This is a genomic window from Salmonella sp. HY31 (genome assembly GCF_042604575.1).
GTDB lineage: Bacteria > Pseudomonadota > Gammaproteobacteria > Enterobacterales > Enterobacteriaceae > Salmonella > Salmonella diarizonae.
This window is the reverse complement of the sequence record NZ_CP170479.1, coordinates 3,533,181-3,557,103: the sequence shown is the minus strand read 5'-3', so window position 1 is coordinate 3,557,103 and position 23,923 is coordinate 3,533,181. Positions and strand designations below refer to the sequence as shown.

26 protein-coding genes are annotated in these 23,923 nt (G+C 53.6%); 14 read left to right on the top strand and 12 right to left on the bottom strand.

All coding sequences use genetic code 11. The features are described from left to right. Positions 1–71 precede the first annotated feature (71 nt). Together ACE15A_RS16920 and acpH are read right to left on the bottom strand one after the other, a co-directional pair. Positions 72–674, bottom strand: a complete 603-nt coding sequence (locus tag ACE15A_RS16920; RefSeq protein ID WP_023246147.1) for a peroxiredoxin — start codon at positions 672–674, stop codon at positions 72–74. Positions 675–883: 209 nt separating this feature from the next. Then, entirely contained in the window at positions 884–1,465 is a 582-nt protein-coding gene (gene acpH, locus ACE15A_RS16915; protein WP_001009858.1) for an ACP phosphodiesterase, read from the bottom strand. 93 nt (positions 1,466–1,558) lie between these two features. On the opposite strand from acpH, the gene queA reads away from it, so the two are divergent. The 6 genes from queA (at position 1,559) to yajD (ending at position 7,674) form a co-directional block, all read left to right on the top strand. After that, positions 1,559–2,623 (top strand): tRNA preQ1(34) S-adenosylmethionine ribosyltransferase-isomerase QueA, encoded by a 1,065-nt coding sequence (gene queA, locus ACE15A_RS16910; RefSeq protein WP_053508575.1) that lies wholly within the window; start codon positions 1,559–1,561, stop codon positions 2,621–2,623. 196 nt (positions 2,624–2,819) lie between these two features. Continuing rightward, entirely contained in the window at positions 2,820–3,947 is a 1,128-nt protein-coding gene (gene tgt / locus ACE15A_RS16905) for a tRNA guanosine(34) transglycosylase Tgt (RefSeq protein ID WP_000667308.1), read from the top strand. A 22-nt stretch (positions 3,948–3,969) separates the two neighbouring features. After that, positions 3,970–4,302: a preprotein translocase subunit YajC gene (gene yajC / locus ACE15A_RS16900; protein ID WP_000007628.1), complete on the top strand. Its 333-nt coding sequence runs from the start codon at positions 3,970–3,972 to the stop codon at positions 4,300–4,302. A 27-nt stretch (positions 4,303–4,329) separates the two neighbouring features. Next, positions 4,330–6,177: a protein translocase subunit SecD gene (secD, locus tag ACE15A_RS16895; RefSeq protein ID WP_000934813.1), complete on the top strand. Its 1,848-nt coding sequence runs from the start codon at positions 4,330–4,332 to the stop codon at positions 6,175–6,177. A gap of 10 nt (positions 6,178–6,187) precedes the next feature. Further along, on the top strand, positions 6,188–7,159 hold the full coding sequence (secF, locus tag ACE15A_RS16890; RefSeq protein ID WP_000046648.1) for a protein translocase subunit SecF: 972 nt from the start codon (positions 6,188–6,190) through the stop codon (positions 7,157–7,159). Between the two features lie 167 nt (positions 7,160–7,326). Next, positions 7,327–7,674, top strand: a complete 348-nt coding sequence (gene yajD, locus ACE15A_RS16885) for an HNH nuclease YajD (RefSeq protein ID WP_053508574.1) — start codon at positions 7,327–7,329, stop codon at positions 7,672–7,674. 76 nt (positions 7,675–7,750) lie between these two features. On the opposite strand, the gene ACE15A_RS16880 is transcribed toward yajD, so the two are convergent. Both ACE15A_RS16880 and ACE15A_RS16875 read right to left on the bottom strand, forming a co-directional pair. Beyond that, positions 7,751–8,614: a nucleoside-specific channel-forming protein Tsx gene (locus ACE15A_RS16880; RefSeq protein ID WP_023246150.1), complete on the bottom strand. Its 864-nt coding sequence runs from the start codon at positions 8,612–8,614 to the stop codon at positions 7,751–7,753. 298 nt (positions 8,615–8,912) lie between these two features. Next, entirely contained in the window at positions 8,913–9,452 is a 540-nt protein-coding gene (locus ACE15A_RS16875) for a DUF3251 domain-containing protein (RefSeq protein WP_053508571.1), read from the bottom strand. 151 nt (positions 9,453–9,603) lie between these two features. On the opposite strand from ACE15A_RS16875, the gene nrdR reads away from it, so the two are divergent. The 6 genes from nrdR (at position 9,604) to pgpA (ending at position 13,708) form a co-directional block, all read left to right on the top strand. Continuing rightward, positions 9,604–10,053, top strand: coding sequence for a transcriptional regulator NrdR (gene nrdR / locus ACE15A_RS16870; protein ID WP_000543533.1), 450 nt, complete (start codon positions 9,604–9,606; stop codon positions 10,051–10,053). Between the two features lie 3 nt (positions 10,054–10,056). Then, positions 10,057–11,160, top strand: a complete 1,104-nt coding sequence (gene ribD, locus ACE15A_RS16865) for a bifunctional diaminohydroxyphosphoribosylaminopyrimidine deaminase/5-amino-6-(5-phosphoribosylamino)uracil reductase RibD (protein WP_023246152.1) — start codon at positions 10,057–10,059, stop codon at positions 11,158–11,160. Between the two features lie 88 nt (positions 11,161–11,248). Further along, a complete protein-coding gene (gene ribE / locus ACE15A_RS16860; protein WP_053508569.1) occupies positions 11,249–11,719 on the top strand; it encodes a 6,7-dimethyl-8-ribityllumazine synthase in 471 nt (156 codons plus the stop codon). A 20-nt stretch (positions 11,720–11,739) separates the two neighbouring features. Then, positions 11,740–12,159 (top strand): transcription antitermination factor NusB, encoded by a 420-nt coding sequence (nusB, locus tag ACE15A_RS16855; protein ID WP_000801129.1) that lies wholly within the window; start codon positions 11,740–11,742, stop codon positions 12,157–12,159. A 78-nt stretch (positions 12,160–12,237) separates the two neighbouring features. Beyond that, positions 12,238–13,215 carry a thiamine-phosphate kinase gene (thiL, locus tag ACE15A_RS16850; RefSeq protein ID WP_023246154.1) on the top strand — a complete coding sequence of 326 codons (978 nt, stop codon included), beginning with the start codon at positions 12,238–12,240 and terminating at the stop codon, positions 13,213–13,215. Then, entirely contained in the window at positions 13,193–13,708 is a 516-nt protein-coding gene (gene pgpA, locus ACE15A_RS16845) for a phosphatidylglycerophosphatase A (RefSeq protein ID WP_023246155.1), read from the top strand. Before thiL ends, pgpA begins: the two co-directional genes overlap by 23 nt. 73 nt (positions 13,709–13,781) lie before the next feature. On the opposite strand, the gene ACE15A_RS16840 is transcribed toward pgpA, so the two are convergent. Genes ACE15A_RS16840 through xseB form a run of 4 tightly spaced genes read right to left on the bottom strand, consistent with a single transcriptional unit; the run spans position 13,782 to position 17,841 of the window. After that, entirely contained in the window at positions 13,782–14,756 is a 975-nt protein-coding gene (locus ACE15A_RS16840) for an aldo/keto reductase (protein ID WP_023246156.1), read from the bottom strand. Between the two features lie 56 nt (positions 14,757–14,812). Next, positions 14,813–16,675, bottom strand: coding sequence for a 1-deoxy-D-xylulose-5-phosphate synthase (dxs, locus tag ACE15A_RS16835; RefSeq protein WP_023246157.1), 1,863 nt, complete (start codon positions 16,673–16,675; stop codon positions 14,813–14,815). Between the two features lie 23 nt (positions 16,676–16,698). Further along, on the bottom strand, positions 16,699–17,598 hold the full coding sequence (ispA, locus tag ACE15A_RS16830) for a (2E,6E)-farnesyl diphosphate synthase (RefSeq protein ID WP_023246158.1): 900 nt from the start codon (positions 17,596–17,598) through the stop codon (positions 16,699–16,701). Further along, the gene (gene xseB, locus ACE15A_RS16825) at positions 17,599–17,841 is read right to left on the bottom strand and encodes an exodeoxyribonuclease VII small subunit (RefSeq protein WP_023246159.1); all 243 of its coding nucleotides are present in this window, start codon (positions 17,839–17,841) and stop codon (positions 17,599–17,601) included. 209 nt (positions 17,842–18,050) lie between these two features. Between xseB and thiI the strand changes: the two genes are divergently transcribed. After that, positions 18,051–19,499: a tRNA uracil 4-sulfurtransferase ThiI gene (gene thiI, locus ACE15A_RS16820; RefSeq protein ID WP_129382465.1), complete on the top strand. Its 1,449-nt coding sequence runs from the start codon at positions 18,051–18,053 to the stop codon at positions 19,497–19,499. Between the two features lie 47 nt (positions 19,500–19,546). Here the strand turns inward: thiI and ACE15A_RS16815 are convergent, their stop codons facing one another. The 3 genes from ACE15A_RS16815 to panE form a co-directional block, all read right to left on the bottom strand. Further along, positions 19,547–19,882, bottom strand: a complete 336-nt coding sequence (locus ACE15A_RS16815; RefSeq protein ID WP_223232419.1) for a hypothetical protein — start codon at positions 19,880–19,882, stop codon at positions 19,547–19,549. Between the two features lie 287 nt (positions 19,883–20,169). After that, positions 20,170–20,760, bottom strand: coding sequence for a protein deglycase YajL (yajL, locus tag ACE15A_RS16810; RefSeq protein WP_053508563.1), 591 nt, complete (start codon positions 20,758–20,760; stop codon positions 20,170–20,172). Next, complete coding sequence (panE, locus tag ACE15A_RS16805) at positions 20,723–21,634, bottom strand: 2-dehydropantoate 2-reductase (protein ID WP_000705814.1); 912 nt, start codon at positions 21,632–21,634, stop codon at positions 20,723–20,725. The genes yajL and panE overlap by 38 nt, the downstream gene beginning before the upstream one ends. 125 nt (positions 21,635–21,759) lie before the next feature. Between panE and ACE15A_RS16800 the strand changes: the two genes are divergently transcribed. Beyond that, positions 21,760–22,251, top strand: a complete 492-nt coding sequence (locus ACE15A_RS16800) for a YajQ family cyclic di-GMP-binding protein (RefSeq protein WP_023246164.1) — start codon at positions 21,760–21,762, stop codon at positions 22,249–22,251. Between the two features lie 46 nt (positions 22,252–22,297). On the opposite strand, the gene ACE15A_RS16795 is transcribed toward ACE15A_RS16800, so the two are convergent. Further along, positions 22,298–23,662 carry an MFS transporter gene (locus ACE15A_RS16795; RefSeq protein ID WP_053508561.1) on the bottom strand — a complete coding sequence of 455 codons (1,365 nt, stop codon included), beginning with the start codon at positions 23,660–23,662 and terminating at the stop codon, positions 22,298–22,300. Positions 23,663–23,923 lie beyond the last annotated feature (261 nt).

Below are 23,923 nucleotides of genomic sequence, written 5' to 3'. Positions count from 1 at the left end.
GGCGAAGTGGTTCGTAAAACCTCACGCATAAAAAAGGCTCGCGATAGCGAGCCTTTTGTCAATGCACTGACTTACAGGCTGGCAATGTTCTCAGCCAGGTATTTAGCCACGCCGTCCGGAGAGGCGTTCATGCCTTCTTTTCCTTTTTCCCACTGCGCCGGGCAGACATCGCCGTGCTCTTCGTGGAATTGCAGCGCGTCAACCATACGCAGCATTTCGTCGATATTACGACCCAGCGGCAGATCGTTTACAACCTGGTGGCGAACAATACCGTTAGCGTCAATCAGGAAAGAGCCGCGCAGCGCAACGCCTTCATCAGGATGTTCGATACCATAAGCTTTCTGAATTTCACGCTTCACGTCCGCGACCATCGCGTATTTCACCGGGCCAATGCCGCCTTTATCGACAGGGGTGTTACGCCATGCGTTGTGGACGAATTCAGAGTCGAAAGAAACGCCGACCACTTCAACGCCGCGCTTCTGGAATTCTTCATAACGTTTATCAAAGGCGATCAGCTCAGACGGGCAAACAAAAGTGAAGTCCATCGGCCAGAAGAACAGAACGGTCGTTTTACCATTGGTGTGCTGTTTGAAGTTGAATTTATCAACAATCTCACCGCTACCCAGTACCGCTGCAGCGGTGAAGTCTGGGGCCTGACGAGTAACCAGTACCATAATAATTCTCCTGCAATATTAAGGGTTTTAGAACGCAACGCGGGCAGTATAGGGAGGGCGAAGCGACAAAACAATGCGGTCTTGACAATCAATGAGACAGCTTTTGCCTATCGATCGGATCATTATAAATTGTAATGATGACCCCTTTATGACAACGGACGATCTTTTTGCCAACGGCGCATCTGATGCGCGCCCTCGCTATCAGGCGGTCAAAGCGCTTTGCGGGCGGCCTGTGCCATCATACGCGGATAAAAATGCCAGAAGCGTTCTTCTAACGCGTCGTAGTGCGCGTCCAGATCGTACCAGGAATCACGCAAAGCATCCAGCCGGGGACGGCGATTCGCCATGCCATTCAGCACGTTTTGAATGAAATCCATATCGCGATAACGCTCTAACCATTTTTCTGACCAAAGATAATCATTCAGGTTGACAAAGCGCGGCGGGGAGTCGGGCAAAATAGTCGCGACCTGCGCATGGGCATAGCCGACAAACGCCTGAAGTGGAAAATCGGGAGAGATTTGCGTCCAGTGGCGCGATAAAAAATGATCCCACATGACGTCCAGCGTAATGGGCGCCACACGCCTCGTTTCATGGCGGAACCACTCTCGCGCCTCACGAACTTCCGGCAGGTTGTCGGTCATGACGTCAATACGCCGATGCATATAAATACCCTCTACGACGTCAGGAGGATAATGCGTTGCCGGGTTTCCCCGGACAAAATCGGCCAGAAGATTACCGGAAAGCGAGCTGTCGGCAAGGTGCGCCAGATGCAGGTGAGCAAGAAAATTCATTATTGATTCTCTGTCCAAAACGCGGGTAACGGTTGCAGCGGGAACGCCCCGGCACTAGACTACCCGCCTCTTATTTTAGTCTGAGTCAGAGTCATGCGCGTTACCGATTTTTCCTTTGAACTACCCGAATCCCTGATTGCCCACTACCCACAGCCGGAGCGCAGTCGCTGCCGTTTGCTGTCATTAGAGGGGCCGACGGGCGCGCTGACGCACGGTACTTTCACCGATCTGCTCGATAAGCTCAACCCTGGCGATTTGCTGGTCTTTAACAATACCCGCGTGATCCCGGCGCGGCTCTTTGGCCGTAAAGCCAGCGGCGGCAAGATTGAGGTGCTGGTCGAGCGTATGCTTGATGATAAACGCATCCTGGCGCATATTCGCGCCTCTAAAGCGCCAAAACCGGGTACGGAACTGCTACTGGGCGATGACGAAAGCATTCACGCGACCATGACCGCGCGTCACGGCGCTCTGTTTGAAGTTGAGTTTAATGACCAGCGTCCGGTGCTGGATATTCTCAACGCCATCGGCCATATGCCGCTGCCGCCGTATATCGACCGTCCGGACGAAGACGCCGACCGCGAACTGTACCAGACGGTCTACAGTGAAAAACCGGGCGCTGTTGCCGCGCCGACTGCCGGGCTGCACTTTGATGAGCCACTGCTGGCGGCGCTTCGGGAAAAAGGTATCGAAATGGCGTTTGTCACGCTACACGTAGGAGCGGGCACTTTCCAGCCGGTGCGTGTCGATACAATCGAAGATCACATCATGCATTCCGAATATGCGGAAGTGCCGCAGGAGGTGGTCGACGCGGTGCTGGCGGCAAAAGCGCGCGGCAAGCGGGTTATCGCCGTGGGCACGACCTCGGTACGCTCACTGGAGAGCGCGGCGCAGGCGGCAAAAAGCGATTTGATAGAGCCGTTCTTTGGCGATACGCAAATTTTTATTTATCCAGGTTATCAATACAAAGTGATTGATGCGCTGGTCACCAACTTCCACCTGCCGGAATCTACGTTGATTATGCTGGTTTCCGCGTTTGCCGGTTATGAGCACACCATGAATGCTTATAAGGCTGCGGTGGAACAAAAATATCGTTTTTTTAGCTACGGGGACGCGATGTTTATCACGTACAATCCGCAGGCTATTTTTGAGCGTCCGTAAGAAGGCTATCTCACTTGCCATTTTGACGCCGGGCAGTGCTCGCCATCCTCACGTACTGCGTGTACGCTCCGGTGGCTGTGTGCTGGCCGACCCCAAACTGGCTGCGCCGATGACGCCTTCGGGAATTTATTAGCTATGGAATAATTCCGTAGCGAGTCGTTAAACGTCAGACTGTTTTTCTGACGCAGGAGTGATAATGAAATTTGAGTTAGATACCACCGATGGTCGCGCGCGTCGCGGTCGTCTGGTGTTTGATCGTGGCGTAGTGGAAACGCCTGCTTTTATGCCCGTTGGGACTTACGGTACGGTAAAAGGCATGACGCCGGAAGAAGTGGAAGCGACCGGCGCGCAAATCATTCTCGGTAATACTTTCCACCTGTGGCTGCGTCCGGGTCAGGAGATCATGAAGCTGCATGGCGATCTGCACGATTTTATGCAGTGGAAAGGGCCGATCCTCACCGATTCCGGCGGCTTCCAGGTCTTCAGCCTTGGAGATATTCGTAAGATTACCGAGCAGGGCGTACATTTCCGTAACCCGATCAACGGCGATCCGATTTTCCTCGATCCGGAAAAGTCGATGGAGATCCAGTACGATCTCGGTTCCGATATCGTGATGATCTTTGATGAATGTACGCCGTACCCGGCAGACTGGGACTATGCTAAACGCTCGATGGAGATGTCGTTGCGTTGGGCGAAGCGTAGTCGCGACCGTTTTGATAGCCTTGGCAATAAAAATGCGCTTTTTGGCATCATTCAGGGCAGCGTTTACGAAGATTTACGCGATATCTCGGTGAAAGGTCTGGTAGAGATTGGCTTTGATGGCTACGCTGTCGGCGGTTTGGCTGTCGGTGAGCCGAAAGAAGATATGCACCGCATTCTGGAGCACGTCTGTCCGCAGATCCCGGCTGACAAACCGCGTTACCTGATGGGCGTTGGTAAACCGGAAGATTTGGTGGAAGGCGTGCGTCGCGGTATTGATATGTTTGACTGTGTCATGCCAACGCGAAATGCCCGTAATGGTCATCTGTTTGTGACCGACGGCGTGGTGAAGATTCGTAATGCGAAGCATAAAAGCGACACCAGCCCGCTTGACGCCGAGTGCGATTGCTACACCTGTCGCAATTATTCACGCGCTTACTTGCATCATCTTGACCGTTGCAACGAAATATTAGGCGCGCGTCTCAATACCATTCATAACTTGCGTTACTACCAGCGTTTGATGGCGGGTTTACGCAAGGCTATTGAAGAGGGTAAATTAGAGAGCTTCGTAACCGAGTTTTACCAACGTCAGGGGCGACCCGTTCCACCTTTGAACGTTGATTAATTTTAATAATGAGGGAATTTGAATGAGCTTTTTTATTTCTGATGCGGTAGCGGCAACAGGTGCTCCGGCGCAGGGCAGCCCGATGTCTCTGATTTTAATGCTGGTGGTGTTTGGTCTGATTTTCTATTTCATGATCCTGCGCCCGCAGCAGAAGCGCACCAAAGAGCACAAAAAGCTGATGGACTCCATTGCGAAAGGTGATGAAGTTCTGACGAATGGCGGTCTGGTCGGTCGAGTGACTAAAGTAGCAGAAGCTGGCTACATTGCCATCGCGCTGAATGACACCACGGAAGTGGTTATCAAACGTGACTTCGTAGCTGCCGTTCTGCCGAAAGGCACCATGAAGGCGCTGTAATATTCCGTTTTCCCAAAGGGAACTGCCGTGTTAAACCGTTATCCTTTGTGGAAGTACATTATGCTGGTCGTCGTGATTGTCGTCGGCCTGCTTTACGCACTTCCCAACCTGTATGGTGAGGATCCGGCTGTTCAAATCACTGGCGTGCGCGGCGTCGCCGCCAGTGAGCAAACGCTGATCCAGGTCCAGAAAACGTTACAAGAAGAAAAAATTCCCGCTAAGTCTGTGGCACTGGAAGAGGGCGCTATTCTTGCGCGCTTCGACACCACCGATACCCAGCTACGCGCCCGCGAAGCGCTGATGAGCGTGCTGGGGGATAAATATGTCGTGGCGCTTAACCTTGCGCCGGCTACGCCGCGCTGGTTGGCGGCTATTCACGCCGATCCGATGAAGCTTGGTCTTGACCTGCGCGGCGGCGTTCACTTCCTGATGGAAGTGGATATGGATACCGCGTTGGGTAAACTCCAGGAACAAAATATCGATAGCCTGCGCAGCGATCTGCGTGAAAAAGGCATTCCTTATACCACTGTTCGTAAAGAAGATAATTATGGGCTGAGCATCACGTTCCGTGACAGCAAAGCGCGTGATGAGGCGATTGCCTATCTGACGCCGCGTCATCGTGACCTGGTGATTTCCAGCCAGAGCGGCAATCAGCTTCGCGCGGTAATGACCGATGCGCGTCTGAGCGAAGCGCGCGAATACGCCGTTCAGCAGAACATTAATATTCTGCGTAACCGTGTTAACCAACTGGGCGTCGCGGAGCCTGTCGTACAACGTCAGGGCGCGGACCGTATTGTGGTTGAGCTGCCGGGCATTCAGGATACCGCCCGTGCGAAAGAAATTCTGGGCGCGACAGCAACGCTGGAATTCCGTCTGGTGAATACCAACGTTGACCAGGCCGCCGCCGCCGCCGGGCGCGTACCGGGTGATTCCGAAGTGAAGCAGACCCGCGAAGGTCAGCCGGTTGTATTGTACAAACGCGTGATCCTCACCGGCGACCATATCACCGACTCTACGTCCAGCCAGGATGAGTACAACCAGCCGCAGGTTAACATCTCGCTGGATAGCGCAGGCGGCAATATCATGTCTAACTTCACTAAGGACAACATCGGCAAACCGATGGCGACCCTGTTTGTGGAGTATAAAGACAGCGGTAAGAAAGATGCTAACGGTCGCGCCGTACTGGTGAAACAGGAAGAGGTGATTAACATCGCCAACATCCAGTCTCGCCTGGGTAACAGCTTCCGTATTACCGGCATTAGCAATCCAAACGAAGCGCGCCAGCTCTCGCTGTTGCTGCGCGCGGGCGCCCTGATTGCGCCGATTCAGATCGTTGAAGAGCGCACCATTGGCCCGACCCTGGGTATGCAGAACATTAAGCAAGGTCTGGAAGCGTGTCTGGCCGGTCTGGTGGTCTCCATTCTGTTCATGATCTTCTTCTATAAGAAGTTTGGTCTGATTGCGACCAGCGCGTTAGTGGCTAACCTGGTGTTGATTGTCGGTATCATGTCGCTGTTGCCGGGAGCAACGCTCAGTATGCCGGGGATTGCGGGTATCGTGTTAACCCTTGCGGTCGCGGTTGACGCCAACGTTCTGATTAATGAACGTATCAAAGAAGAGTTGAGTAATGGCCGCACGGTACAGCAGGCGATCAACGAAGGCTATGCCGGCGCGTTCAGTTCCATCTTCGATGCGAACATCACGACGCTGATTAAAGTCATCATTCTGTATGCCGTCGGTACCGGGGCAATTAAAGGGTTCGCGATTACGACTGGTATCGGTGTGGCGACGTCGATGTTCACCGCGATTATCGGTACGCGTGCTATCGTAAACCTGCTATATGGCGGCAAGCGCGTCACTAAGCTGTCAATCTGAGGAGTGCGATGTGGCACAGGAATACACTGTTGAACAACTAAACCACGGCCGTAAAGTCTATGACTTTATGCGCTGGGACTACTGGGCATTCGGCATCTCCGGACTGTTGCTGATCGCGGCTATTGTCATTATGGGCGTGCGCGGGTTTAACTGGGGGCTGGATTTCACCGGTGGCACGGTGATTGAAATCACGCTGGAAAAACCGGCTGAAATGGACGTGATGCGTGAAGCGCTGCAAAAAGCAGGCTTCGAAGAGCCGCAGTTGCAGAACTTTGGCAGCAGCCACGACATTATGGTGCGTATGCCGCCAACCGAAGGCGAAACCGGCGGTCAGGTACTGGGCAGCAAAGTAGTGACGATCATTAATGAAGCCACCAACCAGAATGCGGCCGTGAAGCGTATTGAATTCGTGGGGCCAAGCGTGGGCGCCGATCTGGCGCAAACCGGCGCCATGGCACTGCTGGTGGCGTTGATCTCTATCCTCGTTTATGTCGGTTTCCGCTTTGAGTGGCGACTGGCGGCAGGGGTGGTTATCGCGCTGGCGCATGACGTGATCATTACGCTGGGAATACTGTCGCTTTTCCATATCGAGATTGACTTGACCATTGTGGCATCGTTGATGTCGGTGATCGGTTACTCGCTGAACGATAGTATCGTGGTCTCTGACCGTATTCGTGAAAACTTCCGCAAAATCCGTCGCGGAACGCCTTACGAAATCTTTAACGTGTCGCTAACCCAGACGTTACACCGTACGTTGATTACCTCCGGTACGACGTTAGTGGTGATTCTGATGCTGTACCTCTTCGGTGGTCCGGTACTGGAAGGCTTCTCGTTGACAATGCTGATCGGCGTTTCTATCGGTACGGCATCTTCTATCTATGTCGCATCGGCGCTGGCGCTGAAACTCGGTATGAAGCGCGAGCATATGCTGCAGCAGAAAGTCGAAAAAGAAGGGGCGGATCAGCCGTCTATTCTGCCGTAAACAGGCTTTGATGCCACACTCTACATCCCGGTCAGAATGACCGGGATTTTTTCTATATGCCTCCAGCACGAAAAGATGACGTAACTGTCTCTTCTTTTCGGGGATTGCCAAAAACCCGGCTTCGCGGGAAACTGTGTATAACCCTTTCTATTATCCAGGTATCTGACATGGCGATTATCCCTAGAAATTATGCGCGGCTGGAAAGCGGCTATCGTGAAAAGGCGTTGAAACTGTTCCCGTGGGTGTGTGGACGTTGTTCCCGTGAGTTTGTGTATTCAAATCTGCGTGAATTAACGGTGCATCATATCGATCACGACCATACCAATAATCCGGAAGACGGCAGTAACTGGGAACTGCTGTGCCTCTACTGCCACGATCATGAACATTCCAAATATACCGAAGCCGATCAGTACGGTTCGACGGTCATTGCCGGGGAAGATGCGCAAAAAGATTTCGGTGAGGCGACCTGGAACCCGTTTGCCGATCTGAAGGCGATGATGAATAAGAAGAAGTGAGAACAAAGATGCCGGAGCGCAGTCTGTCCGGCATGTTATGGTTAATACGCCGGAGATTTCCGGCGTATTACGCGAATCAGAAGTTGTAACCCACGACCAGGTAGCCGCCCCAGCCGGTAGATTTCGCGCTGAAATCGCCGTCGCCCCAGTTCAGTTTTGCGCCATTCTGCCACTGTCCGCCGTTATGGAAGTAACGCGCGACGACCGAGTAATGCCAGTGATCGTAGTTCAGTGCCAGGATATGGCTGGAAGCGATCGAGTTGCTGGTACGGTTCGGATCGTCGCCTAAATCAGATCCCCAGTCAAAGTTGGTAAAGCCGATATAGCTCAGTTTACCGCCCCACAGATCGGTGATGGGGACGAAGTATTTCACTTTGAAACGGTAGCCGTCCCATTCGTTTTCATTGGAAGCGCCGTAGTTTTGCCACTGATATTTTGCATACACGTTCAGCGACAGGCCCATCGGCAGACCGGTGTCGATATCGGTCCCCAGCCCCATATACCACGTGCTCTGACGACCGGCTTTGTTATCGCCCATATCGTAGATGTAGTTGTTGGCGAAATACCACTCTTTAAACGGGCCGAAACCCAGGTTGACGCCGGTCAGTTTATCAATTGAGAAACGCGGTTCGATCTCCATGAACATCGGGGAGCCGTCATCCCATGCGCCTTTATCGTTGCCGTTGCCCCAATCGAAGGTTTTGGGAATATCGATATAGCCGTAGAAATCAAACCAGTCTTTTTTGGCAAAAGCTTCATATTCCAGATAGACGTCGTTGTTCAGCTTCGGCGAGAAGCGGGTATGGTAGCTGCCTACTACGTTTACGCTCTGATGCCACCAGTCGGAAAGATACTGCGGCTGATCGTTTTCTGCTGCGTTAACAGTAAAAGATGAGGTGAGCGCCAGCGCTGCGCTGGCTGCGAGTAAAGTTTTTTTCATATGTATGCCACTGTTTGAAATCCCTTACGGGAGTGAAAAAAGCGCAATTTGCGTTTCTAAATATTTCGTGTTTCTGCGGACCCTATTATAAAAATCATTGCTCACAAAAATATGTCTTGTTTCACATATCTATCATTTACGTAATCGATTGCGTTCACGTTTGCGCATTTTAGGCGCGATAAGGGTAGTAGCTTTCATAAATATTTACAATACGTGCTATAAATGCCGAAAATGTCAGAAGGACAACAAAAGAGCGTGAAGCGTGTTGCGGAACGCACAAAACGCTCCGCCAGAACGTTTATTGATTAACAGGCTGAATGTCATGGATGCGAATAAAACCTAACCGCGCCGGTGTGATTCCCTTCAACTGTAACGAAATATTGACATCACTGGGCGCCAGCAAGCTGGCAGGCGCATTTACCAGAAGGCTCTGCGCATTCACCTCTTGATAGTTCTCCGTAGTGCCCTGAATCTGCCCATACTCTACGGTAGCGCTGAATGCCGGAAGCGGATCGTGGGACTCGCCCTGAATGCGTAACGTTGCCAGGGCACCGTCAGTGACAGGCGTAACTTCCAGCAATGTCATACGTAGCGTACCGATCTGACTCTCCAGCCGGGCAGGCGTATTGGCGCCAGGCAACAGATAGACGCCGCGGGTTGAATCTGCATTCAGCTTATTTTGTTGGGTAATTTTTACCGTTTCCTGATTCAGTTGGTTCATCTCTTTATTCAGAGTGCTAATGCTTTGATGCATCTGGCGAACCTCGCTCTGCGGCGCGCAGGCGGTCAGGCTCAAGAGACTTCCCACCAGGAGAACTCTTAGGTAACGTCTTGTCATGTCGATCATTTCCTTCATGGTCCGATAGCGTAATGGTAGTGTGCTATACGAACAAAGGCACCGATCCTTTATCTCAAAAGCGCTCTGCCTTTGTTGTCGCGCCAGTTCAGGGTAAAATAGCGTTTTCTAAGTCACCTGGTCAGGACGCCGTATGCATTGCCCATTTTGTTTCGCCGTAGATACCAAAGTCATTGACTCTCGTCTTGTAGGCGAGGGCTCGTCCGTACGCCGCCGTCGGCAGTGCCTGGTTTGTAATGAACGCTTTACGACCTTTGAAGTGGCTGAACTGGTCATGCCGCGCGTGATAAAAAGTAACGATGTGCGCGAACCCTTTAATGAGGATAAGCTGCGCAGCGGCATGTTGAGAGCGCTGGAAAAAAGGCCCGTCAGCGCGGATGATGTTGAAATGGCGTTGAACCATATTAAGTCACAATTACGCGCCACTGGGGAGCGTGAAGTTCCCAGCAAGATGATTGGCAATCTGGTCATGGAGCAGCTGAAAAAACTCGATAAAGTCGCGTATATTCGCTTTGCCTCCGTCTATCGCAGTTTCGAAGATATCAAAGACTTTGGCGAAGAAATCGCTCGCCTACAGGACTAAGCCATGCAGGATGAGTTTTACATGGCGCGAGCGCTAAAACTGGCGCAGCGTGGACGTTTCACCACTCACCCGAATCCTAATGTCGGCTGCGTCATTGTTAACAATGGCGACATCGTCGGCGAAGGTTATCACCAGCGCGCCGGAGAGCCGCACGCCGAGGTACATGCGCTGCGGATGGCGGGCGCAAAAGCCAAAGGCGCAACCGCCTATGTCACGCTTGAACCCTGTAGCCATCACGGACGAACGCCGCCATGCTGCGATGCGCTGATTGCGGCCGGCGTCGCGCGCGTTGTCGCCGCGATGCAGGACCCGAACCCACAGGTCGCCGGACGCGGGCTGTATCGCCTGCAACAGGCGGGTATTGCGGTCAGCCACGGTTTAATGATGAGTGAAGCGGAGGCGCTCAATAAAGGCTTCCTCAAGCGGATGCGTACCGGATTCCCTTATCTTCAGCTTAAACTGGGCGCCTCCGTGGACGGACGGACGGCGATGGCCAGCGGCGAGAGCCAGTGGATCACCTCGCCGCAGGCCCGGCGTGATGTTCAGCGCTTGCGTGCGCAAAGCCACGCTATCTTAACCAGTAGCGCGACGGTATTGGCTGACGATCCGGCCTTGACGGTGCGTTGGGCGGAGTTAGACGCATCTACGCAGGCTTCTTACCCACAGGAAAATCTGCGCCAGCCGGTGCGAATTGTTATCGACAGCCAAAACCGGGTAACGCCTGCGCATCGTATTGTGCAACAACCTGGCGAAACGTGGATTGCGCGTACCCAGGAAGATAGCCGCGCGTGGCCCGATTCGGTTCGTACTATCAGCGTGCCGGTGCACAACGGACATTTGGATCTGGTTGTGTTGATGATGCAGTTAGGCAGGCAGCAGATTAATAGTATTTGGGTTGAAGCCGGACCGGGGCTGGCGGGCGCGTTGTTGCAAGCCGGGCTGGTGGATGAACTGATTGTCTATGTCGCGCCTAAATTGTTGGGAACCCAGGCGCGGGGATTATGTGAATTACCGGGGCTTGAGAAGCTCGCCGACGCGCCGCAATTTACCTTCAGCGAAATACGTCATGTCGGCCCGGATGTTTGCCTGCATATGGTGAGCGCATGAGTTCTCCCGTCGAAAGGGGAGCAGCGCTCAAATTATTATGATAAAATCCGCCCCCCTGCGGGGCCAAATGAACCCTGGAAGAGAGAATATGAACATTATTAAAGCTAACGTTGCAGCCCCTGACGCTCGCGTCGCCATCACTATTGCGCGTTTCAATCAGTTTATCAACGACAGCCTGCTGGATGGCGCGGTTGATGCCCTGACGCGTATTGGTCAGGTAAAAGATGATAATATTACCGTAGTGTGGGTGCCAGGCGCTTATGAACTGCCGCTGGCGACCGATGCGCTGGCGAAAAGCGGTAAATATGACGCCGTGGTTGCGTTGGGAACCGTGATTCGCGGGGGGACTGCGCACTTTGAATATGTGGCAGGCGGCGCCAGCAATGGCCTGGCAAACGTTGCCCAGGACAGCGGCGTGCCGGTAGCTTTTGGTGTTCTGACCACCGAGAGTATTGAACAAGCCATCGAACGTGCTGGTACAAAAGCCGGTAATAAAGGCGCAGAAGCTGCGCTGACCGCGCTTGAAATGATTAATGTATTGAAAGCCATTAAGGCCTGATTTTTTGTAAGGGGAATTCCGTGAAACCTGCTGCTCGTCGCCGCGCCCGTGAGTGTGCCGTCCAGGCGCTTTACTCCTGGCAGTTGTCCCAGAACGACATCGCTGATGTTGAATACCAGTTCCTGGCGGAACAGGACGTAAAAGACGTCGACGTTCTCTATTTCCGTGAACTGCTATCCGGGGTGGCGACTAACAGCGCGTACCTGGATGGTTTAATGAAACCGTATCTGTCCCGCCTGCTTGAAGAGCTGGGACAGGTTGAAAAAGCCGTGTTGCGTATTGCGCTGTTTGAGCTGTCAAAACGCAGCGATGTGCCTTATAAAGTGGCCATCAACGAAGCGATTGAACTGGCGAAAACCTTTGGCGCTGAAGATAGCCACAAATTTGTCAACGGCGTGCTGGATAAAGCAGCTCCTGTGATTCGTCCCAACAAAAAGTGATTCACAGGCCGGAAAGATAGCGGGCGATCGATACCCGTCGTCTCCGGCCTTTTCTTTTTTTCTGCTGAGGCATAACGTATGGCATGTGGCGAGTTTTCCCTGATTGCCCGTTATTTTGACCGTGTAAGAAGCTCTCGTCTTGATGTTGAAACCGGTATTGGCGACGATTGCGCGCTCCTGAATATTCCTGAAAAGCAGACCCTGGCGATCAGTACCGATACGCTGGTGGCGGGCAACCACTTCCTCCCTGATATCGATCCTGCCGATCTGGCTTATAAAGCGTTGGCGGTGAATTTAAGCGATCTGGCCGCGATGGGGGCCGACCCGGCCTGGTTAACTCTGGCGTTAACATTGCCGGAAGTGGATGAGCCGTGGCTGGAGGCTTTTAGCGACAGTCTGTTTGAGCTATTGAATTACTACGATATGCAGCTCATTGGCGGCGACACCACGCGTGGACCGCTGTCGATGACGCTGGGTATCCACGGTTATATCCCGGCAGGGCGCGCGCTCAAGCGATCTGGCGCGAAGCCAGGTGACTGGATTTATATCACCGGTACGCCGGGCGACAGCGCTGCCGGGCTGGCGGTTTTGCAAAACCGGCTCCAGGTATCGGAGGAGACAGACGCTCACTATTTTATTAAACGTCATTTACGCCCGACGCCGCGTATTTTACACGGCCAGGCGCTGCGTGATATCGCCAGCGCGGCTATCGATCTTTCCGACGGCCTGATTTCCGATCTGGGGCATATCGTCAAGGCCAGCGGTTGTGGGGCAAGAGTAGATGTTGATGCGCTTCCCAAATCCGACGCGATGATGCGCCATGTTGATGCCGGGCAGGCGCTGCGCTGGGCGCTTTCTGGCGGCGAAGACTATGAGCTGTGTTTTACTGTGCCGGAACTGAACCGCGGCGCGCTGGATGTCGCCATCGGTCAACTGGGTGTTCCCTTTACCTGCATAGGTCAAATGAGCGCAGATATTGAAGGGATGAATTTTGTACGTGACGGAATGCCTGTCACCTTCGACTGGAAAGGATATGACCATTTTGCCACGCCATAAAGATGTTGCGAAAAGCCGCCTGAATTTGCGCAATCCGTGGCATCTGCTCGCTACCGGCTTTGGCAGCGGGCTGAGCCCCGTGGTGCCGGGCACGATGGGCTCGCTGGCGGCGATCCCCTTCTGGTATCTGATGACGTTTCTGCCGTGGCAGCTTTATTCGCTGGTCGTGATGTTTGGGATCTGTATTGGCGTTTATCTTTGCCATCAGACGGCGAAAGATATGGGGGTACATGACCACGGCAGTATTGTCTGGGATGAATTTATCGGTATGTGGATAACGCTGATGGCGTTGCCGACGACTGCCTGGCAGTGGGTAGCTGCCGGGTTCGTTATCTTTCGCATTCTGGATATGTGGAAACCCTGGCCGATCCGTTGGTTTGATCGCAACGTGCACGGCGGCATGGGGATCATGATCGATGATATCGTCGCCGGCGTGATATCCGCCGGAATACTGTATTTTGTCGGTCATCACTGGCCGATCGGGGGCATTTAACGCGATCTGCCGGATGGCGGCGTGAACGCCTTATCCGGCCTATAACAGAGCGTAGTGCCATCGGATACCACTTTTATTTAAATCCGACCACCGGATGTTGTTTGTACGGTGTTTCGAGCTCGGCAATCTGCTCCGGTTTGAGCGTTAAATCAACGGCATTCAGCAATTCATCTAACTGCTCTTCACGCGAAGCGCCGATAATCGGCGCGGCGACGCCTCGTTTGCTGAGCAGCCAGGCCAGCGCGACCTGCGCTCGCGTTGCGCCAAGCGCCTCGCTGACGCCAGCCAGCCGTTCCGCTATCTGCGCATCATTTTTATCGCTTTCATCGTATAAATTTTTGCCCACGTCATCCGAGACCAGCCGGGCCGTGGTTTCTCCCCAGGGGCGAGTTAAGCGCCCGCGCGCCAGTGGACTCCACGGAATCACGGCGACGCCTTCCTGCCAGCATAGCGGCAGCATCTCACGCTCTTCCTCGCGGTAGATCAGGTTATAGTGATCCTGCATGGTGACAAACGGCGCCCAGCCGTGTTGTTTTTGTAGCGCCAGCGCCTGGGCAAATTGTGAGGCGTGCATTGAGGAGGCGCCGATATAGCGGGCTTTACCCGCCTTCACCACTTCATTTAGCGCGTTCAGCGTTTCTTCTATCGGCGTGGTGTAATCCCAGCGGTGGATTTGCAGGATATCGACATATTCCATTCCCAGACGGGCGAGGCTATCGTCAATGGAGCGCAGGATTTGCGCGCGGGACAAACCTTCCGGCAGATCGCCAACGCGATGAAAGACTTTCGTCGCCACCACCACCTCGTCGCGCCGGGCAAAATCACGCAACGCGCGACCGACAATCTCTTCGCTGCTGCCGTCGGAGTAGCTGTTAGCGGTATCAAAAAAGTTAATGCCGCCCTCAAGGGCGCGCTTGATGATGGGACGGCTGCTCTCTTCGGGAAGCGTCCAGGCGTGATTGCCGCGACTCGGCTCGCCGAATGTCATACAGCCCAGACAAAGGCGGGAAACCTGAAGATCCGTATTTCCTAAGGTGTTGTATTGCATTACTCCGCTCCTGTTATACCCGTCACTCTTTAAGCATAGCAGGAGCGAAGAGGGGATTATGCCAGCCAGGCCTTGATTTTGGCTTCAATGCCTGCGGCGTCGAGCCCCAGTTCCGCGCGGGCTTCTTCCTGCGTTCCTTGCGGGATAAAGAAATCCGGAAGGCCGATATTCAGCACAGGTACAGGTTTACGATGGGCCATTAGCACTTCGTTTACGCCGCTGCCAGCGCCGCCCATAATAGCGTTTTCTTCCAGCGTCACCAGCGCTTCATGCTGCGCGGCCATCTCCAGAATTAACGTGTCGTCCAGCGGTTTAACAAAGCGCATGTCGACCAGCGTGGCGTTCAGCGCTTCGGCGACTTTCGCCGCCTCAGGCATTAAGGTGCCAAAGTTCAGAATCGCCAGTTTTTCGCCAAGACGCTTCACAAGGCCTTTACCAATAGGCAGTTTTTCCAGCGGGGTTAGCGCCACGCCCTGTGCATTACCGCGTGGATAACGTACTGCCGTCGGGCCGTCGTTATAGTGATACCCGGTAAATAACATCTGGCGACATTCGTTCTCGTCGCTTGGCGTCATGATCACCATATCCGGGATGCAGCGCAGATAGGAGAGATCGAACGCGCCCTGGTGCGTTTGTCCATCCGCGCCAACGATACCGGCGCGATCGATGGCGAACATAACCGGCAGTTTCTGGATAGCGACGTCATGGATGACCTGGTCGTAGGCGCGTTGCAGGAAAGTAGAGTAGATCGCCACGACGGGCTTATAGCCGCCAATCGCCAGACCTGCGGCGAAGGTGACGGCATGCTGCTCGGCGATGGCGACGTCAAAATAGCGATCCGGGAATTTACGTGAAAATTCCACCATGCCGGAGCCTTCGCGCATTGCCGGGGTGATCGCCATCAGCTTGCTGTCTTTGGCGGCAGTTTCACACAGCCAGTCACCGAAGATTTTTGAATAACCTGGCAGACCGCCGCTACTTTTCGGCAAACATCCGCTGGAAGGATCAAATTTAGGCACCGCATGGAAAGTGATCGGATCTTTTTCCGCGGGCTCATAGCCGCGGCCTTTTTTGGTCATGATATGCAGGAATTGCGGGCCTTTCAGGTCGCGCATATTCTTCAGCGTGCTGATAAGCCCCATTACATCGTGACCATCGACCGGCCCGATGTAGTTAAAGCCGAGTTCTTCGAACAATGTTCCCGGCACAACCATACCTTTAATATGTTCTTCGGTACGCTTGAGCAGTTCTTTGATCGGCGGTACGCCCGAGAAGACCTTTTTTCCGCCTTCGCGCAGGGAAGAGTAAAGCTTACCGGAAAGTAGCTGCGCCAGATGGTTGTTGAGTGCGCCGACGTTTTCCGAAATCGACATTTCATTGTCGTTCAGAATGACCAGCATGTCGGGCCGGATATCGCCTGCATGATTCATCGCTTCAAACGCCATACCGGCAGTGATTGCGCCGTCGCCAATCACGCAGACGGTGCGGCGATCTTTGCCTTCTTTCTCCGCCGCCACGGCAATACCGATACCGGCGCTGATGGAGGTGGAGGAATGCCCAACGCTCAGTACGTCGTATTCGCTTTCGGCGCGCCACGGGAACGGGTGCAGACCGCCTTTCTGGCGAATGGTGCCGATTTTGTCGCGACGGCCGGTAAGGATTTTATGCGGATAAGCCTGGTGACCAACATCCCAGATCAACTGGTCAAACGGGGTGTTGTAGACATAATGCAGCGCCACGGTAAGTTCTACCGTGCCCAGCCCGGAAGCGAAGTGCCCACTGGAACGGCTTACGCTGTCGAGTAAGTAGCGGCGTAGCTCGTCGCAGAGTTTCGGCAGACTCTCTTTCGGTAACAGTCGTAACTCCTGGGTGGAGTCGACCAATGCCAGGGTAGGGTATTTGGCTATATCAAAACTCATCGCAAGCTCATTGGATATGGGGTTTATTTATCACGCTGGATTATGTAATTCGCTAGCGCTTCCAGTGCCGAGGTGTCCAGTGATTGTGCGGCCAGTTGATTTAACGACTGACGGGCGTCCTCTATCAGGTCCCGGGCTTTATTCCGGGCTTGCTCAAGACCCAGAAGTGCAGGATAGGTACTTTTGCCAAGCTGCTGGTCTGCGCCCTGACGTTTACCTAACGTTGCAGTATCGCCCACCACATCCAGAATGTCATCCTGAACCTGGAAGGCAAGGCCGATACTCTCTGCGTAGCGGTCAAGTATCGGCAGAGTATTCCGTCCTTTATCGCCCGCACTCAACGCGCCAAGTCTAACGGCGGCGCGAATGAGCGCGCCAGTCTTATGGCGATGAATGCGTTCCAGCGCGTCCAGAGTTATCTGTTGGCCTTCTGCCGCCAGATCCAATGCCTGACCGCCGCACATTCCGGCGATACCGCTGGCGTTAGCCAGTTCGGCGATCATCGCGATACGATCGCGATCGGCGACTTCCGGCATCGGCGCGTCACTGATAATGGCAAAGGCCAGAGTTTGCAGCGCATCTCCCGCCAGGATGGCGTTGGCTTCGCCAAATTTAATATGGCAAGTCGGCAGGCCGCGGCGCAAATCGTCATCGTCCATTGCCGGCAAGTCATCATGGATCAACGAATATGCATGGATGCATTCGACCGCTGCGGCTGGCGCATCCAGCGTTGCCGTACTGACGCCAAACATTTGACCGGTGGCGTAAACCAGAAACGGCCGCAGGCGCTTACCGCCTAATAATGCGCCATACTGCATAGCTTCGACCACGGGAGTGTTCTGAAAGGGCAGTGGCGCGATAAAACGGCTCAGCGCCTGATTCGCTTGCGCTACGCAAGCCTGTAGCTGCTGCGTAAAGTCCATTTACTCATTATCCGCGATAAAAGGCTCAGGTGAAGCCCCTTCATTATCAGACAGCAAAATTTGCACGCGCTGTTCCGCTTGCTGCAGTTTTGCCTGCCCCTGACGCGCCAGTTGTACGCCGCGCTCAAATTCATTCAGCGCGTCTTCCAGCGGCAAATCGCCGCTTTCCAGGCGGGTAACGATATGTTCCAGCTCGCTCAGCGCAGTTTCAAAGCTGGCGGGCGCCTCATTTTTCTTCGGCATAATGACTGTTTGACTCTCTGTAATGGCAGCACAAGTCTATGGTAACGGACTCACACTGATAAGCAAATAACGCGCAATGGTAAGGGGAAATGCGCAAGATGTCCGTGATAGTGATATACTTCCGCGCCTGGATGCAGCCGTAGGTATGGGCTGCTGTACTATTTCTCCACGACAAGCCTTAGATAGCTTGCTAAAGAACCATTGCCGCCATGAAGTTTATCATTAAATTGTTCCCGGAAATCACTATCAAAAGCCAATCTGTGCGTTTGCGCTTTATAAAAATTTTAACCGGGAACATCCGTAACGTTTTAAAGCACTATGATGAGACCCTCGCAGTTGTCCGTCACTGGGATAACATTGAAGTTCGTGCCAAAGATGAAAACCAGCGTCTGGCGATTCGTGACGCGCTGACCCGCATTCCGGGGATTCACCATATTCTTGAAGTCGAAGATGTGCCGTTCACTGATATGCACGATATTTTCGAGAAAGCGTTGGCGCAGTATCGCGAGCAGCTTGAAGGCAAAACCTTCTGCGTGCGCGTAAAACGTCGCGGCAAACATGAGTTTAGTTCCATTGAGGTGGAGCGCTATGTGGGCGGCGGATTAAATCAGCATATTGAATCGGCGCGCGTGAAGCTCACTAACCCGGATGTGACAGTGCATCTGGAAGTGGAAGATGACCGCCTGCTACTGATCAAAGGGCGTTATGAAAGTATTGGCGGTTTCCCGATTGGCACCCAGGAAGATGTGCTGTCGCTGATCTCTGGCGGTTTTGACTCCGGCGTCTCCAGCTATATGCTGATGCGTCGCGGCTGCCGTGTACACTACTGCTTCTTTAACCTTGGCGGCGCGGCGCATGAAATCGGCGTTCGCCAGGTGGCGCATTACCTGTGGAACCGCTTTGGCAGCTCACATCGCGTGCGTTTTGTGGCGATTAACTTCGAGCCGGTAGTCGGCGAGATTCTGGAGAAAGTCGATGACGGTCAGATGGGCGTCGTACTCAAGCGCATGATGGTGCGCGCGGCGTCGAAAGTGGCGGAACGTTACGGCGTACAGGCGCTGGTGACCGGCGAAGCGCTGGGCCAGGTGTCCAGCCAGACGCTAACCAACTTGCGCTTGATCGATAACGTGTCTGACACGCTGATCCTGCGTCCGCTGATCTCTTACGATAAAGAGCATATTATTAATCTCGCCCGTCAGATCGGCACCGAAGATTTTGCCCGCACCATGCCGGAATACTGTGGCGTGATTTCAAAAAGTCCGACGGTGAAAGCCATTAAAGCGAAAATTGAAGCCGAAGAAGAAAATTTCGACTTCAGTATTCTCGATAAGGTGGTAGAAGAAGCGAACAACGTCGATATCCGTGACATCGCCCAGCAGACCCAGCAGGAGGTGGTGGAAGTAGAAACCGTTAGCGGTTTTGGCGCCAACGATGTGATTCTGGATATCCGTTCTGTCGATGAGCAGGATGATAAGCCGCTGAAAGTGGAAGGCGTAGACGTCGTTTCTCTGCCGTTCTACAAGCTGAGCACTAAATTCGGCGACCTCGACCAGAGCAAAACCTGGCTGCTGTGGTGCGAACGCGGCGTAATGAGCCGGCTACAGGCGCTCTATCTGCGCGAGCAGGGGTTTGCGAATGTGAAGGTGTATCGCCCGTAATGGCCGTTTGTCCCGGACCAGTGCGTGCCGGGGCAAAGCGCATTCCGTTAATGTAGCGGGGCGAGCGCGTGTAGTAACTGGCTGGCGATGTGTGGAATGGCTTCTGCGCTAAAAAATCCCATTGTCACCGCAATCGCAATTAACTTCTCTTTATTATCCAGAAGCGGGCAGGCAATAAACTGCGCGCCAGAGATCCCTTGCGTTGGAGGGTAGCGAACCGCATAACCCTCCATTCTCGCCTGGTTAATCGGCTCTGCTCGTGCTTCGTCTTGCGCCTCAACATCGGTAAAACTCATCAACACTTGTCCTGCACCGCTGGCATGGAGCGGAACCGGCGTATTGGGAAGAAAATCGATATCATGTTCCGGGTGCCGACGCGACAATCCCGTTACTCTGGTGGCAATTATGCGCCAGCCTCTGTGTGGCGGTATAGGATGATTCGCGTTTGCGCTACGGTACGCATAGTTGAGTGTGAGGCGCTTTCGTTGTGACCAGTGAGCTGGCGGGAAGAATGCTGTTTTATAGCAATGTGATGAGCGGAGCGCCGTGGTTCTAATTAGCACGGAGACCGGATAGAGCTCGCCCGGTGGCGCTACGCTTACCGGGCCTACAGAACCAAGCATGTTGCAGGCCGGATAAGGCGCGTCAGCGCCGCCATCCGGCAATGCATTTATTCGTAGTAGTTATAAATCCCCGCAGCCATCACCAGTTGCGAAGCCACTTCATGCGCTTTTTCACGACCGACCAATAGGTCGATGATTTTCAAGCCAAAATCGATAGTGGTACCCGGTCCCTGGCTGGTTAATAATTTTACCCGCGCATCCCACACCACACGCTTATCCTGCCACTGTTCGGCGGGGATATTATCCTTCAGTGCCGGAAAACCGGTCATATTGCCGATAGAGAAGATATTATGCGGCACGAGCACCGTAGCGGCTGCGGCGCAAATGGCTGCGACAATGCGCCCGGAGCGGTGAAACTGTTTTACGGTTTCGACCAGCAGCGGGCTGTCGCGAAAGCACTCGGCACCCTTAAGACCGCCGGGCAACACGATGATGTCATAATCGCCGTCGGCAACTTCAACCAACGGCGCATCCGCCAGCAACTTCACGCCGCGCGAGCAGACAATAGTCAGGTTGCCATCGCTGGCGACGCTGGCGGTGGTGACGTGGATTCCGCCACGAACCAGCAGATCGATAGTGGTGACCGCTTCGGTCTCTTCACTACCAGGGGCGAGGCATACCAGTGCCTGAGCGCTCATACTCACTCTCCTTTCGCTTTACCATTTCAAACAGGCGGCTATTTTCCGGAACGGCGAGACCATGCACGCGGGCGCGCTTGAGTAAATAACCGGTGATGTAGTCAATTTCGGTATGGCGCATGGCGCGCACGTCCTGCAACATGGATGAGATGTTTTCTGCCGTACTGTCAATCACTTGCTCAACATAATAGCGTAAATCGTCTGCCGATGTGTGGTAGCCTTCACGTTCAATCACCGCAGCGACCTCTTCGCAAATCGCGTTGATTTCATCAGGATGATGGCGCAGCTCGCCGTTCGGGCAGTTCCAAAGCGCGGTGAGCGGGTTGATAACACAGTTGACTGCCAGTTTGCGCCACATCTCTGCGCGGATATTGTTATGCCAGGCGACATCGGGCAGTACCCCCTGCAGGATATCGGCGAGATAACTGTAATCGCCGTCTTGCTCGCGCGCCGGGCCAATATGCGTAGTACCGTTGGCGACATGAATAATGATATTACCGTCGCGGCGCGCAGCGTGAGTAATAGTCCCCATCAACATCGGCTGCTGGATATTTTGTAGTTCTTCTATGGTTCCCATTCCATTATGAATGAGCAGGATCGGCGACGTCACCGGTAGGGTTGACGCCAGGGTTCGTACTGCGTCGGAAACCTGCCACGCTTTCAGCGTGACTAACAAGAGTTCGCTCTTCGCCAAAAAATCCGGATCGTTTGCCGTCAGTGATTCGTTGAAAAAAGAACCATCGGTGTCGATCAGATTTACGCTGCAATAAGGTTGTGGCACCCGTAGCCAGCCCTGTACGTCATGTCCGTGTTTGCACAGCGCCGAAAGCCAAAGTTGTCCTAAGGCTCCGCATCCCAGTACAGTAATTTTCATTGTTCCTCCTCACCTGCAACAGCGCCAGGTGTTATGGCGCTAATTATAGCGTCATCAGCTAAGCTTCTCGTTAAGCCTCGTTGCAGGTATTATGCAACGCAACGAAAATGAAGGGAGAAGAAAAGATGCCATCTTTCGATATTGTTTCTGAGGTTGATCTGCAGGAAGCGCGTAACGGCGTGGATAACGCGGTCCGCGAGGTTGAGTCTCGTTTTGACTTTCGTGGCGTAGAGGCGAGCATTGAACTGAACGATGCCAATAAAACCATCAAGGTGCTGAGCGAGTCCGATTTCCAGGTCAATCAGTTGCTCGACATTCTGCGCGCCAAGCTGCTTAAACGCGGCATTGAAGGCGCTTCGCTGGATGTACCGGATGAGTTCGTGCACAGTGGTAAAACCTGGTATGTGGAAGCGAAGCTCAAGCAGGGCATTGAAAGCGCCGTGCAGAAGAAAATCGTCAAGCTGATTAAAGACAGCAAACTGAAGGTGCAGGCGCAAATTCAGGGGGAAGAGATTCGCGTGACGGGCAAATCACGTGACGATCTGCAATCGGTAATGGCGCTGGTACGCGGCGGTGATTTAGGCCAGCCGTTCCAGTTCAAAAACTTCCGCGATTAAGTTGTTATGCCGGATAAGGCCTCACCGCCATCCGGCAATTCTGCATTCATCCTTTGCTGATAAGCTGTTCAACTTCAAAGCGATTGGTCACTTTACTGTCGATTTTGACGTAAGCGGAATGCTCTTCCGCCACGATCAGCGCTTCGCTTACGCCTTTCATTGCCAACAGTCGCTGTTTTAGCCTGTCGTCAGCAACGATATCCGCTGGAATTTCCACGCGCAGGCTGCTGACATAGGGCGGTTCTTTCATGGTACTTGCCACCGCCAGCCATACCATCGCCAGTACGGCCCCGGCAAGGAAGACGGTTTGCCCATCAAACGTGCCGTCTATCCAGCCGCCCAGCGAGCCTCCAAGCGCCACGCCAAGAAACTGACTGGTAGAATAGACGCCCATCGCCGTTCCTTTATACCCTGCGGGCGACTCTTTGCTAATAAGAGAAGGTAGCAGCGCCTCCATCAAATTAAAGGCGAGGAAAAAGAGTTGTACGCCAATTACCAGCTCCCAGAAATGCTGGCCCGCTCCCCACAACACGATTTCTGCGACGATAATGAGCCCCACGCAGAACAGGAATACCTGTTTCATCCGCCGTTTGACTTCAGCGTAGATGATGAAGGGCACGACGGCGGCAAAGGCGATCACCATGGTCGCCAGATACACCTTCCAGTGTTCGGCGGCAGGGAAACCGGCATCGGCAAGTTGACCGGGCAGGGCGACAAAGGTGGACATTAATAAAATATGCAGACACATGATGCCGAGATTGAGTTTGAGCAGCCTCGGTTCCGCCAGCACTTTACTGAAGCTGCCTTTGACCATCCCGGACTCTCGATTCAGCACATGGTTGGTACTGTTGGGAACTACCCAGATCGTCAGAATAATGCCCAGGGTGGCGAGGGTGGCGATCATCCAGAACAGCGCGTTCAATCCCAGACTATGGGTAACGATCGGCCCTAATACCATCGCAATCGCGAAAGTGATACCAAAGCTGACGCCGATAAACGCCATCGCTTTGGTGCGGTTTTGCTCGCGGGTGAGGTCAGACAGTAGTGCCATGACGGCGGCGGCAATAGCGCCGGACCCCTGTAGTGCGCGCCCCAGAATAATGCCCCAGATTGAGTGGGAGAGAGCGGCAATGACGCTACCCGCGACAAATACAGCCAGTCCGCCGACAATTAGCGGCTTACGGCCAATGCGGTCGGAAAGCAGTCCAAAGGGAATTTGAAAGATAGCCTGCGCCAGACCGTAAATGCCGATCGCAATACCGATTAATGCTTCGCTGGCGCCCTGTAGCGCCATGCCGTATGTGGTCAGAACCGGCAGGACCATAAACATGCCCAGCATACGCAACGAAAAGACGGTCCCTAAACCCCAGGTGGCGCGCAACTCCCCAGGCGTCATTTTGTAATCGTTCATTCCCACCTCTGTATAAAATTCGTACCTAGTGTAAAGCGCTACGTTGGTTGGGTAAATATGCGCTTTATTAACAAATGTTGTGGTGGTGAGGGGAGGCGAAGGAAGACGAAAATGCCGGATGGCGATACTCACGTATCTTATCCGGCCTACAAAAGCACGTTACCTGTAGGCCGGATAAGCGTAAGCCGCCATCCGGCATAAAAGGTGGGACGATTTACTGCGAATATAAGCAAATATTCACTTCAACATATATCTTAACTT

What these genes read in the sequence shown, in the direction of transcription:
- ACE15A_RS16920 (WP_023246147.1), bottom strand. Translation starts at nt 674, where the DNA reads ATGGTACTGGTTACTCGTCAGGCCCCAGACTTCACCGCTGCAGCGGTA.
- acpH (WP_001009858.1), bottom strand. Translation starts at nt 1,465, where the DNA reads ATGAATTTTCTTGCTCACCTGCATCTGGCGCACCTTGCCGACAGCTCG.
- queA (WP_053508575.1), top strand. Translation starts at nt 1,559, where the DNA reads ATGCGCGTTACCGATTTTTCCTTTGAACTACCCGAATCCCTGATTGCC.
- tgt (WP_000667308.1), top strand. Translation starts at nt 2,820, where the DNA reads ATGAAATTTGAGTTAGATACCACCGATGGTCGCGCGCGTCGCGGTCGT.
- yajC (WP_000007628.1), top strand. Translation starts at nt 3,970, where the DNA reads ATGAGCTTTTTTATTTCTGATGCGGTAGCGGCAACAGGTGCTCCGGCG.
- yajD (WP_053508574.1), top strand. Translation starts at nt 7,327, where the DNA reads ATGGCGATTATCCCTAGAAATTATGCGCGGCTGGAAAGCGGCTATCGT.
- ACE15A_RS16880 (WP_023246150.1), bottom strand. Translation starts at nt 8,614, where the DNA reads ATGAAAAAAACTTTACTCGCAGCCAGCGCAGCGCTGGCGCTCACCTCA.
- ACE15A_RS16875 (WP_053508571.1), bottom strand. Translation starts at nt 9,452, where the DNA reads ATGACAAGACGTTACCTAAGAGTTCTCCTGGTGGGAAGTCTCTTGAGC.
- nrdR (WP_000543533.1), top strand. Translation starts at nt 9,604, where the DNA reads ATGCATTGCCCATTTTGTTTCGCCGTAGATACCAAAGTCATTGACTCT.
- ribD (WP_023246152.1), top strand. Translation starts at nt 10,057, where the DNA reads ATGCAGGATGAGTTTTACATGGCGCGAGCGCTAAAACTGGCGCAGCGT.
- ribE (WP_053508569.1), top strand. Translation starts at nt 11,249, where the DNA reads ATGAACATTATTAAAGCTAACGTTGCAGCCCCTGACGCTCGCGTCGCC.
- thiL (WP_023246154.1), top strand. Translation starts at nt 12,238, where the DNA reads ATGGCATGTGGCGAGTTTTCCCTGATTGCCCGTTATTTTGACCGTGTA.
- pgpA (WP_023246155.1), top strand. Translation starts at nt 13,193, where the DNA reads ATGACCATTTTGCCACGCCATAAAGATGTTGCGAAAAGCCGCCTGAAT.
- ACE15A_RS16840 (WP_023246156.1), bottom strand. Translation starts at nt 14,756, where the DNA reads ATGCAATACAACACCTTAGGAAATACGGATCTTCAGGTTTCCCGCCTT.
- dxs (WP_023246157.1), bottom strand. Translation starts at nt 16,675, where the DNA reads ATGAGTTTTGATATAGCCAAATACCCTACCCTGGCATTGGTCGACTCC.
- ispA (WP_023246158.1), bottom strand. Translation starts at nt 17,598, where the DNA reads ATGGACTTTACGCAGCAGCTACAGGCTTGCGTAGCGCAAGCGAATCAG.
- xseB (WP_023246159.1), bottom strand. Translation starts at nt 17,841, where the DNA reads ATGCCGAAGAAAAATGAGGCGCCCGCCAGCTTTGAAACTGCGCTGAGC.
- thiI (WP_129382465.1), top strand. Translation starts at nt 18,051, where the DNA reads ATGAAGTTTATCATTAAATTGTTCCCGGAAATCACTATCAAAAGCCAA.
- yajL (WP_053508563.1), bottom strand. Translation starts at nt 20,760, where the DNA reads ATGAGCGCTCAGGCACTGGTATGCCTCGCCCCTGGTAGTGAAGAGACC.
- panE (WP_000705814.1), bottom strand. Translation starts at nt 21,634, where the DNA reads ATGAAAATTACTGTACTGGGATGCGGAGCCTTAGGACAACTTTGGCTT.
- ACE15A_RS16800 (WP_023246164.1), top strand. Translation starts at nt 21,760, where the DNA reads ATGCCATCTTTCGATATTGTTTCTGAGGTTGATCTGCAGGAAGCGCGT.
- ACE15A_RS16795 (WP_053508561.1), bottom strand. Translation starts at nt 23,662, where the DNA reads ATGAACGATTACAAAATGACGCCTGGGGAGTTGCGCGCCACCTGGGGT.